This is a genomic window from Rania fehmarnensis (assembly GCF_056494185.1).
The window spans coordinates 8,742,124-8,759,685 of the sequence record NZ_CM151398.1 but is presented as its reverse complement, the minus strand read 5'-3'; the positions used below and the strand labels follow the sequence as shown (position 1 = coordinate 8,759,685).

The 17,562-nt window shown below is 53.3% G+C and carries 11 protein-coding genes; 9 read left to right on the top strand and 2 right to left on the bottom strand.

From position 1 onward, the window contains the following. The first annotated feature begins 40 nt into the window (after nt 1–40). The 7 genes from SH573x_RS29580 (at nt 41) to SH573x_RS29550 (ending at nt 7,654) form a co-directional block, all read left to right on the top strand. Nucleotides 41–991, top strand: a complete 951-nt coding sequence (locus SH573x_RS29580) for a hypothetical protein (protein ID WP_479351753.1) — start codon at nt 41–43, stop codon at nt 989–991. Between the two features lie 67 nt (nt 992–1,058). After that, entirely contained in the window at nt 1,059–1,496 is a 438-nt protein-coding gene (locus SH573x_RS29575) for a hypothetical protein (protein WP_479351752.1), read from the top strand. A 13-nt stretch (nt 1,497–1,509) separates the two neighbouring features. After that, on the top strand, nt 1,510–2,718 hold the full coding sequence (locus tag SH573x_RS29570; protein WP_479351750.1) for an AAA family ATPase: 1,209 nt from the start codon (nt 1,510–1,512) through the stop codon (nt 2,716–2,718). Continuing rightward, nucleotides 2,715–3,701 carry an AAA family ATPase gene (locus SH573x_RS29565; protein ID WP_479351748.1) on the top strand — a complete coding sequence of 329 codons (987 nt, stop codon included), beginning with the start codon at nt 2,715–2,717 and terminating at the stop codon, nt 3,699–3,701. Before SH573x_RS29570 ends, SH573x_RS29565 begins: the two co-directional genes overlap by 4 nt. Nucleotides 3,702–3,712: 11 nt before the next feature. Continuing rightward, nucleotides 3,713–5,626 (top strand): type IV secretory system conjugative DNA transfer family protein, encoded by a 1,914-nt coding sequence (locus tag SH573x_RS29560; protein WP_479351746.1) that lies wholly within the window; start codon nt 3,713–3,715, stop codon nt 5,624–5,626. 118 nt (nt 5,627–5,744) lie between these two features. Further along, nucleotides 5,745–6,638 (top strand): hypothetical protein, encoded by an 894-nt coding sequence (locus tag SH573x_RS29555; RefSeq protein ID WP_479351744.1) that lies wholly within the window; start codon nt 5,745–5,747, stop codon nt 6,636–6,638. 38 nt (nt 6,639–6,676) lie between these two features. Further along, nucleotides 6,677–7,654, top strand: coding sequence for a hypothetical protein (locus SH573x_RS29550; RefSeq protein WP_479351743.1), 978 nt, complete (start codon nt 6,677–6,679; stop codon nt 7,652–7,654). A gap of 91 nt (nt 7,655–7,745) precedes the next feature. On the opposite strand, the gene SH573x_RS29545 is transcribed toward SH573x_RS29550, so the two are convergent. After that, complete coding sequence (locus tag SH573x_RS29545) at nt 7,746–9,593, bottom strand: right-handed parallel beta-helix repeat-containing protein (protein WP_479351741.1); 1,848 nt, start codon at nt 9,591–9,593, stop codon at nt 7,746–7,748. A gap of 114 nt (nt 9,594–9,707) precedes the next feature. Between SH573x_RS29545 and SH573x_RS29540 the strand changes: the two genes are divergently transcribed. Both SH573x_RS29540 and SH573x_RS29535 read left to right on the top strand, forming a co-directional pair. Next, nucleotides 9,708–11,426 carry a hypothetical protein gene (locus SH573x_RS29540; protein WP_479351740.1) on the top strand — a complete coding sequence of 573 codons (1,719 nt, stop codon included), beginning with the start codon at nt 9,708–9,710 and terminating at the stop codon, nt 11,424–11,426. 133 nt (nt 11,427–11,559) lie between these two features. Beyond that, the gene (locus SH573x_RS29535; RefSeq protein WP_479351738.1) at nt 11,560–14,916 is read left to right on the top strand and encodes a serine/threonine protein kinase; all 3,357 of its coding nucleotides are present in this window, start codon (nt 11,560–11,562) and stop codon (nt 14,914–14,916) included. 93 nt (nt 14,917–15,009) lie between these two features. Here the strand turns inward: SH573x_RS29535 and glgP are convergent, their stop codons facing one another. Next, on the bottom strand, nt 15,010–17,532 hold the full coding sequence (gene glgP, locus SH573x_RS29530; RefSeq protein WP_479351737.1) for an alpha-glucan family phosphorylase: 2,523 nt from the start codon (nt 17,530–17,532) through the stop codon (nt 15,010–15,012). Nucleotides 17,533–17,562: the final 30 nt, after the last annotated feature.

The window sequence follows — 17,562 nt, the reverse complement described above, 5'->3', positions numbered from 1 at the left end:
AGTGTTTGATCAGGCCCAATCTTTGAGGATGCGAGCGCTGATGAAATTGCCGCCCCAACCATCGTTGCAAGTTGCAAAACCTTTGGGCAACCAGCCACTTGTTCCGACCCATGGTCCCAAGTCCAACAGCGAGTTGCCGCCGTCGCATTGTCGGCGGGGCAGCCGATTTACTCAAGGTTGGGGTTGGCTGGTCGTGCCCGTCGCCATTGTCTGTGCTGCCTGGCTCGCAACTAGCAGCTCCCGACCTGGACTGACCAACGACGAGCAGCGTACACCGGGCTGGGAGCACGCTCAAGCTGCGAGCGAAAGTGGTCAGGCCATGAAATGGATGAATCCTGACGGTAGTCAACAGTTTAGTTCGTCGATCTTGTTGAGCGATCAAGACGAAGACGAGGCTACGACTACAGCAGTGCAGCAGGCCTTGGCGGCTCAAGACTGGAAGGCTGTGGAGCACTTGGTCGCTCAGGCCCAAAGCATCCCACGGATGGATCTTAACAATAGAGCCATTGCCGTCAGGATGTCGGCCAGCCATCCCAGCGCGATCGATCCGACCCATGCCGGACTGGCGTCGAGTTCTGTCTCTCCAGTTACCAACGCAAATCAATCGACGCCTGCCCTATCGCCCTCGTCTTCGCCTGCCTCAGTTTCATCCCCGGTACCCTCCGCTACGTTGACTCCTGGGCTACGCCAGGAAATAGCCAAGGGTGACTCGCGGTTCTATCACGTTCACCTGCGCGATAACTGCTTTAACGATGGCGACATCGTGGAGATTCTGTTGAATGGTCAGCCTGCCTTTTTGGTACCGATTACCAATGCCGGTTCAACGCTGTCGATACCCGTATCCGCTACCGGTGTAACCGTTATCTCGGTACGAGGCATTTACGATGGCGGAGGTGGAATTACGGTAGCCTGCCGAACTAGTCGAGGCGAAGGTTTTGTGCGCGTGATGGCTCCAGAGGAGATACAGCCACTGGGAGTCGTATTGCCATGAGTTGCGACAGTACGCGCTGCCTGGTCTTAGCCGTCTCATTACTTGGTCGAACTGAGGGAAACAAAAAGTGAAAACAGGTAACACACTCCGTTCGGTGCCAGGCTCGACCAACCCCTTGGCTGTCCTGGCCATCATTGTCGGTTCAGCCTTGGCGGTCACATTCCTCTTTTCAAGCGGCTTGGGTTCGGCTCGGCCTCGAATCGAAAGTTGGACTAACGTCATGCCTTCGATGGTTCAAGGTATTCCCAACCCGGTCTCGAACGTCGGGGCGGCCTCAACTGGGTTGTCGCAGCAAGCTCAGCAGGTGACATCTAAATCGCTAGGTGTTGCCGATCGAGTCCTCGACACCATGGATAGTGCAGCTCGGGCCGCCGATCGAGTCGTCGATGTTGGTCATTACACATTGGATCACTTGTTGCCAAGCCAGAACTCGACACCTCTGCCCACTGATCCTTCCCAAGCCACGAGCGTGGGAACTGCTGCGAGCAATCCCAGTCCGCAATGATCACGAGTCCATCATGAATCACCCCTTCCTACAAACGATCCTATTGCTGTCGGCAGCCTGGATGGTATTTGCTTTCATCCAGCGTAATCTGGGCCTGGCTGCTATGCTCTTGCTAGTGATTGTGGCGGTGATCCTGGCTGGCGCATTCTATTTGCTCCGTCATCAGCGACCCGTGTGCATCAAGTTGTATCAATATCGGCTGGGCAGATGGATTTTAAATGCGGTTTGTTGGCTGACCAGTCAACAAGTTCCAACTGCCGGCAAGGTAATCAATGCACTGGACGAAGAGTTCATGTTGCGTGAAGCCCATGATTTTTCATGGGCATTAAAGAAGTTGAAGGCCAAGATTTTTGGACACGATGCGCAGTTAGAAACGTTGCTGGTGGATTTGAGTTCACGTCTCGCCTTGCGCAATCAGCCAGGTTCACGCCAAGAGAACCGACCAATTGCGACCTATTTGTTCGCAGGACCATCTGGCGTTGGCAAGCGGTTGGTGGCGGAATCCCTGGCGGGACTTTTGCTAAGGCGTGGCCTGCATACTTACATCGACTTAGCCATGCTGCCACCGAACTCCAGTCCGATTAGTTATCTATTTGGCGAAGCAGGCAGGGAAGGATGCTTGACGACGGCGGTTAGAAAACAACCCATGCAAATCGTCTATCTCGATAATGTGCAGTTGCTCGACCCGATGGCGCAGCAGCGTATAGCACAACTTTTAGAAAGAGGTGTTGAGTACGACTGGACGGCCCGGGGCAGTGTGTATTTCACGCGAGTCATAATTGTCTTGGCAGTTTCGATGGAGTCGGCAGCGCTGCCACCAGCTGCAGTGGAATTCCTACAACCAACGAGCGATCGACATAGCGAAGAGCGACTTCAAGAGGTTCTAGTGTGCAACGCTAACATGGATCTGAGTCTGTTGGCTCAAGTTCAGGTGAGTTTAATATTGCGTGAACCTGATCTGATCAACAAAGCGCGCGTAGCGGCCCATATGATCAGCGAACATTGTTCCAGCTTTGGCCTGTCGGTGCAGTTCGTTTCTCCAGAAATACTAGCCCATGAAGCTGCCGCGTTTCGACCCTCTCATGGCTTTCAATTAGTGCAATCGAGTATCGCCCGAAATCTCCAAAAGGTGATCCTGCGAGCGAAAAATAACCACCAGACCAACCTGTCGTTGGAATCGTCTGATTGGCCCATTCCTCTGTCGGTGAAAGTGACAGCATGATCGATCCATTACAAATAACCGATGTCAGTCGCTTAAAAGAGCTGCTTGCACAAATCAAGAACGATGAATCGAGAACAATTGACGAGGGCCAGATGATGGACTCGCTCCGCGGCCGTGTGCGTGGCCAGGACACCGTCATCGAAGACATCAGCCGCACGGTTCGGCTTCAGTGGGCTAAGCAGAGTCGCCGCAAACCAATTGCCAATATTCTGCTAGTCGGTCCAACAGGAACAGGTAAGACCGAGCTGTGCAAAGCGATGGCCGAATATCTGTTTGGTGACGAAAAGAATCTGCTGTTACTGGATTGCGCTGACTTCAGCGGCCCCGAAGGCAAGACACGCTTGATAGGAACGCCCAAAGGTTACGAGGGATGGGAAGCGGGTGGACAGCTAACTCGACCACTCATCCAAGATCCACGTCGCCTGATACTGTTTGATGAAATCGAGAAAGCCTGGCCCGGGATGTTCGATTTGTTTCTGTCGATGATGGGCGACGGACGTTTGACCGAGCAAGGTTCGGGTAAGACGGCAGATTTCACTCAATCCATTATCGTGTTGACATCCAACGCAGAACACGAGGCTATTGCCAAGATATGTGAGCAAGTTAACGATCCGTATGACCAAATGCATGCGATCAAAAAGCACTTGCAAGATTGCAAAGTATTTCGTCCCGAGGTCATCGGCCGGTTGGACCGCGTGTGCGTTTTCCAACCCTTGCAGGGCATCGTGCTGGCAGAGATCGCCGCCCTGAAAATGAGCAACCTGGCCAGGCAGTATGATCTGCGGCTGAGATTCGTATCGCCAGAATTGGTGGTTGAAGCTATGGAAAAGGGTAGCAAACTACGAGATTTTGGTGCCCGGGAACTGGAACGTGTTGTCGACGAGTTGTTAGCCGAGTCGATGTTACTGGCCAAAGATGCAGGTGCTAAAACGATTGCCATTCGCGTTGAAGACAATGGTGGCCTGCGAGTCGATCCAGCTTGAGGTAACAGTTTGTGACTGCAGTCAATCGAGAATCCGTAGACATTCAGCGCCGCAATTTGGCTCTGTCGATTGGTGTTTGTGTATTGACCCTGATCGCCGTGCAGTGCGTGCCCATGTCGATGGACTTTGCAGATAAACGTCGTTTGTTTTTCACAACGATGTTCTTCTCCGCCGCTATCACGTTGGGGTGGTTGCTACTGAAGCCGCGTCGCCAGGCAATGCAGAACGTGTACGCCTGGTGCTATGCTGACGCGCCTAAGCCTGTCGAACGCGCTTGGCGCGAGTACCTCGATGCTCTCGATCAAGCTGTCAGCCCATTGGTTGTTCTGTTGCTGATGTTGTTGGTTAGTATCGCCTTGATGGTATACGCCTGTTGGTTTCCGATACTAGAAAGGCTGAGCCTGGTCTATCGGCCGCTATGGTGGATTTCATTTGGTTGTCTGTTGGGATACCCGGTGATTGGTGGATTCTTGCTCACTGAGCTAGTACAGCGTCATAGGTCGTTGGCGGGCCAATTGCGAACTGGCCACTACGAGCCCAAACGGCTGAGTTGGTTCGCGGGATCACCAGGCAGTGGGACCGGGTTGGAGCCCCAAGGCGGTTTTGAAGCAGGCGGTATTCACTGGCAATGGCAGGACTTTACGAGAAACCTGGTCATTTTTGGCATGCCTGGTGTGGGCAAAACCAACTGTGTCTTGAACACACTTCTGGAAGGTATCGTGGCCGCAGGAGAAGCCAATCGAGCGCAACCTGCCGGCTTGATCCTGGACCCCAAGGGCGATTTTCATGGAAAACTAACTCACTTGTTGCGTAAATACGATCGATTGGGAGACCTGATCGTTATCGATCCGCACGATCAACGTCACAGTATCCGCTGGAATCCCTTGGATTCCCAAGACGATGAATTGGAGTTGGCCAAGCGATTTGTCAGCGTGATGGAGACGCTGGGCATGGAGTCGGGCAATGATTCGTTCTGGGTTGATGTCGCTAGCCGCTTTCTGCAGCATTCAATCTATCTGCTGCGGACTACGAATACTCGCGATGAAGTACCCAGCGTGAAACAGATTCATCGATTGCTTACTTCGTTTAGAAGTATTGCCGACCGAACCGATGCGCTGGATCCCAACGACTCGCGCAACGAGCCCTGCTTAACGTTCTTTCACGAATGGGTACACATGCCTTCGCGACAACGCAGTGGGGTTTCTACGCATCTGAGCAATATGCTGGATCCATTTTTGCTCGAGCCCTACGCTACGGCCTTCTCTGGAAGGTCGACCATGCGCATCGATCAAATGCTGCGAGATGGCAAGATTCTCTACGTACATATGCCTAAAGCGGAGAAGGAGGCCATGGCCGCGACAATTGGAACGTTCGTGAAGTTGGACTACTATCGTGAAGTTCTGCGTTCGCTACGCAAAGATCGCCCCAGTTTTTTTCTATGCGATGAGTTTCAGCAATACTTCACAGCCGGCAAAAGTTGCAGCGATGCAGCATTTTTTGCCCAGTCACGCGAGAGCAATCATGCAAACATTATTGCTACACACAATATTCCTAGCTTGACCAGACTCAGCGATACACCCAAACCCGTGATGAGCCTCCTAGGGCTTTGCGCGACGAAGATGTTCTTACGCAACAGCGATGATGAAACGAACGAGTATGCATCGCAATTGTTCGGTGAGGAAATGATGGCGGTGGGTGGAATTGCGGCTGGACAGGGTTTGCGAGGAGCAGCTGCGCGCATCGTCAATCAACAAGACCAAATGATGCGTCGTGTCACCAAGGATGTGTTCCAAGAATTGGCGGTGTTAGATTACGAACATGATTCGTACTTCTGTGAAGCCATGATTTATCGAGGCGCTGGCATGAAAGATATCCGCTCGGTGCGCAGATCGAGTTGGCCCCTGCACTTGCTCACACCGGAGTAAATTTTATGTTGGGTTTGTTTCTCAGGCTGGCCATGATCGTACTGGTAATTTACCTGGTTATAAGTCTGGTGTCCGGCGGATATCAGGCAATCTGTAGTACGTACTCCTGGATGTTACCATGACGCACGATGGTTCGAATAAGAAGTTTCCTTGGAGTAAATCCCAGGGTCAGGCGTATCACACGATCATTGGCGGCCACGCTGAGGAGCGCTGGGAGTATGAAACGACTGGCTATGATGTCGATGTGGAACTAAAAGTCCAGTGTCGTAACGAGGCCAAAGAGATTACCGGAACCGGCCGAATTGATTTACTCATCAATGATCGACATGTAATCGATTTTAAAACAGACCAGATGGACCAGTGGACGGAAGTGTCCGCGCAGCGGATGGGAGACTTATACGGTGAAAAGGTCGCCAGTTATACCCGCAGCCCACAAGTCAGCCCGGACGCCGAGAGCCACTTGGTCATGGTCGGACGGCGAGCCGAGCCTCGCATGGAACAAGCTTTTCTGGACGCGGCCGCCAAACACAGAGTCTCGGTCATCTTTTGCGAGAACGGAGATCCACAACAAGTACTCGATAGAATTGAAAGGGACATACTCATGAGTGAGTCCGGTAAGTTTCGACCTGCATTTGAGCTCAATCCATCTGAGCCAGCTCATCAGCCACTAGTTGGCCAACCTCGCGAAATACCACGAGACACTTATGCAGAGCAGTATCGAAACAGAATGGAGAATAATCAGGAGCGTGCGATCTTTAATTTCTTTAAAAGCGGTCGACAGGCCGATCGAATCACCTTCTCGGAAGTCAGAAAAGATGCGCCGGCTATCGACAACGAGAAACACGAAGGATACCACGCGGATGAAATCGATCTGGCAACGGCCGGGTTATTGGGAGTCTCTTTCTTCAAAGCACGCATCGAGAAGTGGTTAAACACAGAAAAGAAAGAACAGCCATCCAAGGAGCAGGTAGCACTCAAGGTCGATAAGGCCGACAAGGAATTTGGAAAGTAACGTGGAGTTCCAAGCATGATATGCATAGGAGAGGCCACATGAGCCTGGGTGAAGAGATTCGTTTTGACCTTTGTCAAAATCCTGACCGTTTAGGTGAACTGCAACGTTGGGCGACTCAGTTGCACCGCGCCCGAAAGCGTAGAGCCCTCGCGTCGTTTTCACCGATGAGAACCCACACCAGCCAAGACGAAATACCACTGATCGAGCAAATCAGTGATTGGGATGATAACTGGTTTGGACTTTGCATGGACCAGTGGTGTTGCGGCCAGAGGAATCGAAATCCGCCTTTAGCTGCCTTTATAATTGGCCAGAGCGACACGTTTACTGTTCCTGCAATTCACTCTGCCGTTAGTTGGTTTGATGATCGCGGTGGGGCAGCGGTAGCCGATCCAGAAATGATCGTATCATTGCATCCAGCATTGGGAAGTTGCTCGCAGGACGCAAGCCTCTGCCTCAATCTCTTCCAAGGTGCCTGCCGGATTGCCAACGCCATAACAGATTTAGCTATGGAATCATGTATGAATCTGATCGTGCGAATTTCTACAGAAGTCGACGACCAGCTGCATCAACTGTGCGAAAAACTGTCTAACCTCGGTTATGCAATTGTTTGCGTTATCGATAGCCATTGTTCTAGTTGGGCAACTGAACTGGAAACTGCGAGGTACGCGCCGCTATGGCGAACTGGAGGCAACCAGAGGTACACGTTGTCCATGCAGCCTGCAACACCAGCACATGCCAGCCAGGCTAAGGTGTCGCTGAAGCTGGGCAGCTTTGATACCTTTCAACATGAACTTCGAAGTCCCTCACAGCCACAGCTACAGCTACCACCACATTCGCAGCCACAACCCAAGAGACAACCCAATTCGCAGCCAATACCTCAAGGCCCACAATTTCAGCTACCGCTGCCCGCGACACAGCTTGCAGTGGAAGCCAATCGGATAGAGGCAATGCCAGACGCCAGCGACTACATGAAAGAGCTTCAACAAGCCATCCGTCGCAAAGCCAGCGAACAGTAGGTTCTTGCTCAGGGCAGCGGTACGCTCGATTCTTTGATACTGCCGATCGTAGTCAGAAAAAACGCTCCGCCTGGTTTTGTGGATGCTTTAATTAACGTTCGACTTTGACCTGCATGGATTCAGAAACCCCCGATTCATTGCCGTCGAAATCGTAAGCTGATACCGATAGCTCGTACCACTGGCCCACCTCGAATCCAGTCAAGACAGTGCGGGTAACATTTCCGACGTCCAGTGGCGAAGCGCCTTCCGCACAACGTACAAATACTCGTAGGTCACGATGTAAGTCGACGTCACGGAACTGGGGGGAGATGCGAGCCATGTGCACGAGGTAGCCTGCCGTCTTTGTTGAGCGATCGGGTTTCCAGGCGGCGGTTATACTCGGCGGTGTATCGGGCAGTCGGGTCAACCCCTGCCCCGCCCGAAAGCCCTCGGGGCAGGCCGCACGCCACTGAAGCAACTCTGCCGAGAGTTTCGAGTTCTGTGGCAAATCGGCCTCCTTCCCAGGCTTGTCAAATAGTACGCGACCGCGACTGTTTTCATCGTAGTAGTCGACGATCGATACAGCGACCTTGTCGGGGTCCTCTGTACCCCAGTAATTGCTGGCCGCGTGAACATCGGCGCGGGTGGAGTTGACAACATTAGGTCCGCCGTTGTCGACCAAGTTATTGGATCGCAGGATCACAGTTTGCTTACTTGATGCATCCGTGACTTCCATGAGCAATCCACCACCAGTGTTCGCGCGAATATCATTGTTGACTACATTCCAATCATTTCCAAAGCCTTGTGAGACAAAACTAGGTGAAGAGGTTTCCAGCAACATGGAAATAGCGCTACCTTCCTCGAGAGCGGCATTTCCAATAATCCTGTTTTGGTCAATTTTGCCCGATGCTCGACGAGTTGCGATGGCCGATCCCCAATAGGCGCCTCGGTTACCTGCGATTGTATTGTTTTGAATCGTCAGCGGACCTCCATAGGTTTCTTCAACCAGGATGCCAGCTCCCAAGCCATGGTCACTAAACGTTCGTTTTACGCGTTTGGCTTCTTTCCGCAGCGTAGGTGCTTGAATTCGATTTCCCAAGATGACATTGTGCGAGATGTCTGGCGTGCCAGTGACATAGATGCCGCCACCGTCGAAGAGTGCCCAGTTGTTGATAATGCGATTTTTAAGAATGGTTGGCCGACTGTGCGAACTGCCCGTCATCGACGTTTGGCCAACTTGCGTCGCGCCAGTGGCGATACCTCCACCTTGAGAAGCCCAGTTGGAGGAGATTATGTTGCCCTCGATTCTCGCCGAGTTGTAATCGATCGACACGCCACCGCCTTCATCGTGAGCGGAGTTGCTGGTTATCGTGCAGCCTAGTAACGTCAATTCGGAATCGACTGTACGAATCCCACCGCCTGTTCGGTCTGCCACATTGAACTGAATCTGGCAATTGCTGATCACTGGCTTGCAGTCGATGGCATAGATGCCGCCGCCATACTCTTTACGGTTATGTCGAATCGTGCAATTGTTGATTGTGAGGCTACTACGGCTCAGGATCAGGCCCTGGCCGAACTCGACCGTGACATGTTCGAGCTGGGACCTATTTGATCCCGCCTGGAAGAGTATCGGTCCCCAGTCGGCGGATTTAGGCGCTTCCTGGTTCTGCGAAGTCATCCGGATGGGACTCTCCTTTGTCCCCTTGGCGATCAGGTTGCCACCAATTGTGATTGTCTGGTTCAGCAGTCGCAGTTCGACTCCAGGCTCAATCTTTAGCACCGAGCCTGCCGGCAGTTCCAGATTTTGAGTGCAAATATAAGGGCTATTTGCGACCGTCCATGTCACTTGACCGGATAGCTTACCACCCACGGTAGTCTCCGCGACCGTCGTGGGTAAGGCCAGCATGCTTCCTGGCACCAGCAGTGCCAAGAGGCTCGAGCAAACCAGGTTCAATCGCAATTTCTTCCTCCTTTTTGATTTTAGATGCAGGTAGCGTGTCTAGTTGCGCAACGGTAACGGTATCTATCAGGTAGACGGGACTTTTCCGACCTATTAGACGGTACACCAACGACTATGAACAGTTTAACCAATCGATCAGCCCAGGTTGTTTTTTGTATCGCTTATTGCGCGTGGCTAGCCAGCCTGAGCGCGGCTCAAGAAGGCGCACATCACACGTTCCGGTACGTACAAGGGTCTGGTTGGGCTAAGTCTTTCCGAACAATGCAGTTCTCGCCCGACAGCAGCCAATTGGCTATTTCCATCGGTGACAAGACGGAGTTCATCGATACGCAACTTGGGCGAGTTACAGGGCAGTACGAGCTGACACCCTTCACGATTGCCTATAGCCAAGACGGTAACCGAGTCTACCTGCTCAGCGAGTACCGGTCCGTACTGCTGGATACACTGACGGCAGCGCCAGTCAAAGCAGAAACCGAGCGTACTCCTGGCTACATAGGTATCGACCTGGAACAGCAAAGTGGCAAACTGATCGTCAAAACTACAATTCCGGGCGGTCCTGCGGAGAAAGCGGGAGTGATGAAGGGCGCCGAACTGATTGGCGTAGCCGAAGGACGCAATGGACGCATGGAGACATTGACAGGTACGACGGTGCGAGACGCCCTAAAGAAGTTGGGCGGTAGCGCCGGTACCTTCTTGCAACTCCAGTTGCTCAACCCAGGTGTGTTCAACGATGAAGATGCCAAGACATACACGCTACGTCGACTGGCAGTGGAACCAGCAACTGGCGGCAAAACTCGCTTCAAAGAACTGGCTGCCGAAACTGGCCGGGAGAATCTGGCTTGGTGTATGACCGACGGCAAACACGAGTTTCGTGATGCCAGCAGCGCTAAGATCGTAGCCCGGTTAGACGCCGTCGATATCGATAACGTAGGGCTGTACGATATTTCACCGGACCAGACAAAGTTTGCCATTGTTTCTCGTATCCAGCATGGGAACGCCAAGAATGGTATCGAAGTCTTTGACATCGCTACGCAGGAGCGGATCGCCTTCGTTCCTCTAGTTACAGATAGTTACTATGAAGTGGCTTTTGCCTATGATAATAATCGCGTTTTGGTTGCTACTTTTGAAGGTGTCGAGGTAATAGATGTCAGCCGGCAGAAGATCGTTTCGCGATTGCAATTGGGCTGGACTCCGCCTGAGGCGGATGGCTCCAAACCGAGACGTAGCTCGTCAGTAACTGCCGCAGCCATCAATAGTGTCTATGACGAATTGGGTATCGCCGAACCCGATCCAAAAAAGCCGAATCGACAATTGGTCAAAGAACTGGCCGTTTCGCCTCAGGGCATTGTCGCCACGTGTGATCCGTTTGGAAAACTAGCCATGTGGTCTTTGGACACTGGCGAAATGCTTTACCAAGTGCCGCGCAAGTTCGAAGAATGCGTTACCGCGATGAAGTTCTCGGACAATGGGCGATGGTTTGCCTATGTCGATAAAGGCGTCCTCCATATCATGGATATAACTGCCACCGGCCGCAAAGCCTTGGAAAGCGTCCAACGAGTTGCCAAGAGAGCGACGCTGGATGAATCGACCGCCAAGAAAACGATTGAGAACAAAGCCATACCTGGTCTCGACGCAACACCGGCCAACACTGCTCGAGGCGTAAAGAACGACTGGCAGGCAGAAGACAAAATCGAAATCTTTTCGCGCGGACGATGGTATGCAGGTGTCATCGTTAAGGCTGAGTCAAAAGATCGCTGGATCATTCATTACGACGACTCGCCCAATGAGTGGAACGAAATAGCGGGCGGATCGCGCATTCGCGCCCGGCCATGAGACCATGGTTTCTCTGCACCAGGAAGCGTCTCGGTGCTCACTTAATGCGCGTTCTCATCATCAACCAAACTTTGATTGCCCAACTTTCATTCGATAGTCCGGTGACACTATGAGCACAGCCCGGGGAGAATCCATGGACAGCGTATGGCACAAGCCGACGATGCCGCCAACTGTTTTACATCCTGGTCGGCTCTTAGGACGTTACCAGATTGAAAGTCGCTTACCCGGCGGAGCAATGGGCGAAGTTTGGAAAGCCTTCGATCCAGTGCGCAGACGGCACGTGGTGATCAAGCTCTTGCCTTTGTTGCTTCAAGGCAATGCCCTTGAGATCAAACGAATCGAAGAGTCGTTCTACAAAGTCGAGCAGCTGAACCACGAGAACATTTGCCCCGTTTACGATCTGGGGAAAGATGAAGAGATCGGTTACTACCTGGTGATGAACTTTGTGGACGGAGTGACTCTGGCAGTTCATCGATACATGGCGGAGAAGAATGGTCAGCCACTTCGGCCCACACAGGTTCTGCACCTGCTTCGGCCCATCGCCGTAGCCTTGGACTTTTTGCACCAGCATGGCATTGTGCATCGCGACATCAAGCCGCAAAACATCATGATACAGGCGGTTAACCACAAGCCGCTGCTGGTCGATTTTGGGCTGGCTGAGGAGATTCGCAGTAGTGTATCGCGGATGAGTCGACTAAGCTTTGACGTCAGCGGCACCTACCCTTATATGTCCCCTGAGCAATGGAAGGCGCAGCCACAAGATGGCCGGACGGATCAGTATGCGCTGGCTGTCGTGCTGTATGAAATGATGGCTGGTCGACTACCTTTCGAATCGTCGGATCCGCAGATATTGCGATTGTGTGTTCTTAGCGACCTGCCGCCGCGGATCGAGTCGCTGCCAGCTCTTGCCAACGAAGTGCTGGCCACCGGCCTGGCCAAGCAAGCTCGCGACCGTTTCAAGACTTGCGTGGCCATGATCGACGCGCTTGAAGAAGCCTGCCTGGGGCAGCTGGCTCCTTCGTCCAATGTGCCTGGGATAACTCATGTACCTGACATGCCCACAGTTACTCGGGCTGCCAGCGTGGCAACCAGTCGCTTCTTCGGCGTAGGAGCTTCTACTGGTCCCATTAGTCTTGCTAAATCTCGCGATACGCTGATTACTTGCACCTTGGTTCTCACGGTACTTGGCTTCGGTTGGCTAAACCGCGGCATGTGGGTAGGAACGCAACCAGGCAGCAATGTGGCAGGTCCGGTCAGCAACCCAACGACGAGCAACCATTCCAGCAACAACCCAAGCGTGGCCACGAACGGCCCAGCGCCCAGCGCGGCTACTCCATCTCAACCGAATCCGCCTGCGCCAACGGCTCCTGCCGTTACTCCAACGTCTGGAGCCGCGGCCTACGCACCTCATCCAAGTGTAGCCTCGGCTACACCTCAATCTAGATCAGGTGTAGCCACGGCTACACCTCAGAGCTCAACAATGGTCGCCCATCAACCCACTTCCGCCCATCCGCCGACCGCCGCGCCGGTAACAAGCACACCATCAACTGTTGTCGACAAGCAACTAATACAAAGAACTGACGAAGCGCAGAGTTTGGCCAATCGAGCCCACTATGATGCAGACAATAATAGCGCGCGGGAATACGCCCGCAGTGAATGGGACAAAGCCGAACAGTTGCTTACTCAAGCCAATAAGGATTACTCGAACGCCAGGTTCGCGGATGCCTTGGCTGGCTACCAGCTGGCTAGTCGCACCTATTACGAAGCCATTAACCTGGCGCGACGGTCCAGAACTATCGCCGAGAATTTGAAATCCGAACTGAATGAGCTTAGCAGTGCGCGCACGGCGGCCTTGAATGCCCAAGCTGACAGATTGGCCCGGCGGGAGTATGACGCCGCCGTGGTCGCCGAAACGGCCATGAAGAAGTTCAATGAGGCACGTGACTACCTACAAATGGCTCAGAAGCTCGATGAATCCAAGGCTGGTTATCGCGCCGCTCGCCACATCGCTGAACAGGCCCTCAAATTAGAATCCACCAAAGCCGTCTTCGATGGCTTGGTACGAACTATTGAACCCGGCATGTTAAAGCGGTACGGCGGCCAGGCCTGGCAAGAAAAACTGGCTAGTATCGACGCAGCCAAGAATGCGGCCGAGCAAGAGGCCAGTTATCAAGCGGCCATTGCCATGCTGCCAGATATTCAACAGCAAGTTCGAAGTCACGAGATTGATGGCATGATTAAACGTGGTGATCACTCTCAGGTGTTGAGCATGCTCTGGCCCGACTTCCCGCAAAGCGATCCAGCGCTTCGTAAAGCCTTTACTCACGCCGCAGCCAATGCTCCTCAGTGGTGGGTGGAACAAGCTGTCAATGAGACGGCGTCGGCCAGCCTTGACCACCATACCCGAGCCATGCTGGTGATGGCGTTGGCTAAGCCAGCGGCGGGAGTTGGTGCTGAAACATCAAAATATGTTGATGAGTCTATCAAACTGGCAGGCAAAATAGAGAATGTCCAAGAATCGATGGAGACAACTCTCGAGATTGCACAAGAGATTGCAGGCAGTGGCAAATCCAAACTGCTCGAAGACGTAATCACGGAGGTGACCGTCGACGTGGACGCTCTTGATCGTGCTGCTCGGCATCCACAAAACAAGATTAATATGTGGTTGAAAGCTTACGTACCTATGCGCTGTGCGGCTCTACTTTGGCGAGCGGGTAATAAAGAGAGGGCTGACTCTCTGGGTAAGATGGCCTTTGACAGCCACGATGGCTCGCTCGGCTTTTACTATGACCTATCCATTTACCAGGCCCTGGCTATCTACGGCGAAGCACACGATCTCAAGAGTTTGAACGGACTTGCCCAAATCCGTAGTGGTGAACTAGGAATACATGAGATGCGCGGCCAACGGCCCTATCAGTCTTTGCTTTCCGTTCGCGTTGGTAGATCCAACATCAACAACGCAGAATCTGGGGGTCGCACTGTACTGGATTTACTGGCTTATGCGTACGTGGCTGCGGCTGCCGCCGAGATGAGAGATGGTGGCCTCTACCAGGTTCACTATCGCCGCGCCTGCGAAGGCATCAAGGAGATACAAGTTTACGAAGCCGACGAAATTCGGCTACAAGTCTCCACCATACAGGCACGCATCGCGATTGCCGAAGCTTACAACCAAGATTTTGTATCGGCAACCGGTCGCATTCGCAACTTTGTGAAAGACCGCTTTCCTCTTGGTGAAGCGTTGCTCGAACTGGGCCGCAGCCAGTTAGCTTGTTCACCCGGTGTCGAAGCCAGTGGAGTCGAAGGTGCTAAGGCCACGTTGGCCAGCTTCGGCACTCATCCGCGCGCCGCGATCTTAGCCCGAGAGATAGCGGCGACCATTGCCCGAAAAGATATCGAAGCTGCTATCCAGTGGTGTAAGTCCCTGACCGAGCCTAGCCACCGTATCGGAGCGATGAGCGGCATTGCGATGGCACAGAAGACTGCTACATAAGCACCTGGACACGTCGATGCGCTTAGAAGAGTTGTGGCCGAGTAAACTTCCTAAAACGCTGGCGAGTCCAGCTGCCGTTGCAATCACGTCATTTCAGTCGTTCCAAAGTATGCATTGGTTTTCAATGGGTACGATAGCGGCCGGGTGATAGGGCACTACGCGAATGGCAAAGGCGCTTGATGGACGATCGTCTGGGACGGTGGCAGAGTATAAAAAGCCGTTGACTGATCCGGGTAATTCGCGGCCGCGCTGCATGTCTACGATGACAGCGTGATGATGTTCGTGGGCTTCGGCATAGAGTTGCACCTTCACGGAGTTGATGGGAGCGTTGTCGAGCCAGCATTCGATGTTGGCTTGGGTCACTCCGGACTCCTGGTCAAATCTGAGTTTGCCAAGCCGGATGTGATGCCAGTGGGCGCGAAGTTGATCGGTCCAAGTGCGGATCTCGTGAGCCAGCGCCGCGTCGCCCGCGGATCGCTGGCCGTAAGCGGTGGCAGCCGGCAGATACGCTTGTTCGATATATTCATGCAACATGCGGGTGGCGCTAAATTGAGGCGTTAGGCTGGCCATGCTGGACTTCATGCGACTGATCCAACGATGCGGGATACCATCGAGATCACGCTCATAGAATTCGGGAATAATCTGACGTTCAAGAACATCGAATAGACTAGAGGCATCATCAGCATTCAATTGATCTGACGGACCAGAAGCGCGCGAGCCAACTACCCAGCCTGGAGGAGTTGAACCGTTTTCGATCTCGACTGCTTCGTCCCACCAGCCGTCGAGTATGGATGCGTTCAAGCCCGCATTGGCGAGAACTTTCATACCGCTTGTACCACAGGCTTCATTGGGTCGTATGGGCGTGTTCAACCACACGTCGATGCCGGCAACCAAGTGTTGCGCGAGAATCATGTCGTAATCTTCCAGGAAAATCGCTCGACCACAAAATTCAGGCCTACGCAGGAAGAGGGCTAACTGCTGTAGAACTGCCTTGCCAAGCCCATCGTTGGGGTGAGCCTTGCCAGCCACCAGCAGTTGCACGGGGCGCTGCTGGTCCAACAGCAGTCGCGCCAGCCGCTCTCGATCCGATAACATCAGATTGGCTCGCTTGTAAGTCGCAAAGCGTCGTGCGAACCCAATCGTCAGGACATTGGGATCAAACAGGCTACAATCAACCGAAGCTGCCGAGACAGCCGCATCCGGAGAGCGACAGTAGTTCGCTTCGATGTATTTCAATAGCGTGAGGCGTTGATCTGTGCGAAACGCCCACAACTGCTCATCCGGTAAATTGCGGATGCGATCACTGACGTGCTTCAATCCGTCAAGCCACAGATGTCGACCATCTTCATCACCCCAAATGATAGCCGCCTTGTGCGATGCCCAAGTTGGAACATGGACACCATTGGTAATGGCACGGACAGGCACTTCGCGTTGCGGCCAACGAGGGAACAATACATTGAACAGTCCACGGCTGACTTCGCCATGCAGTTGACTCACCGCATTCACGTGACCACAGCCGCGCATGGCTAACCAGGCCATATTGAACGGTTCACTTTGATTGCTTGGGTTGGCGCGTCCCAGTTGCAAGAGCTCTTCCAGAGGAAAGCCTGCTTGGTCAAGAAACGGTTGAGCATACTGGGCGATCATCTTGGCATCAAAGCAATCGAAAGCCGCTTCCACGGGCGTGTGAGTGGTAAATACGTTGCCAGCCCGAGTAGCCGTAAAGGCAACCGGGACGGGAACGTTATGGTGCTTGGCGAAGCTCGCAGCTCTTGCCAAAACAGCGAAGGCTGCATGACCTTCATTGAGATGACAGACGTCGACATCCAGGCCCAGACGCTCAATCATGCTCCAGCCGCCAACTCCCAGCACGATCTCTTGGAGCAAGCGCCGATCGCGCTGTGCATCGTACAACTGCGCCGTGATGCCCCTGTCTCGAGGCGTATTCATGGCGTCGTTGGAATCTAACAAGAACAGTCGCACCCGACCAACATGGGCCTCCCAAACTCGCAAATAGAGTGTGCGGCCTGGCAGCGGCAATCGTACTCGCAGCCAATGTCCATCGGCATCGGCCACGGGTGTTACGGGCAGCGAACCTGGATCGTTATACGGATAGGCTTCCCGCTGCTGACCATCTTCTCCAATCTCTTGGCGAAAGTAACCCTGTTGATAGAGCAATCCAATTCCGATGAGAGGTACACCTAAGTCGCTGGCAGTCTTTAAGTGATCACCGGCCAACATTCCCAAGCCGCCCGAATAGATGGGCAGCGACTCGGCCAAACCGAACTCCATGCTGAAATAAGCGACCAGTTTCAGCTTCTTGCCCGGATCAAGCGAACTGAACTCGGGCTCGGTGCTGTAGTATTCGTTGACTTCCTTTCTCCACGCAGACAGGGCTTCCAATAACGATTCATCTTTGGAGGCAGCGTCGATCTGGCTTTGATGCGCAGACTGCAACACCAGCAATGGGTTTTCGGTGTGGTCCCACATCGCCGGATCAAATCGCTTCCAAAGATGGCGGGCCGCTGGACAGTTATTCCAGCGAAGGTCCATGGCCAGTTCGGCCAGATCGGCCAGCTGCGCAGGTAACTGACGTTGGAAGTATCCGTGTTTCATATGTAACCGTAGCTTCTATCGAAAGATTCA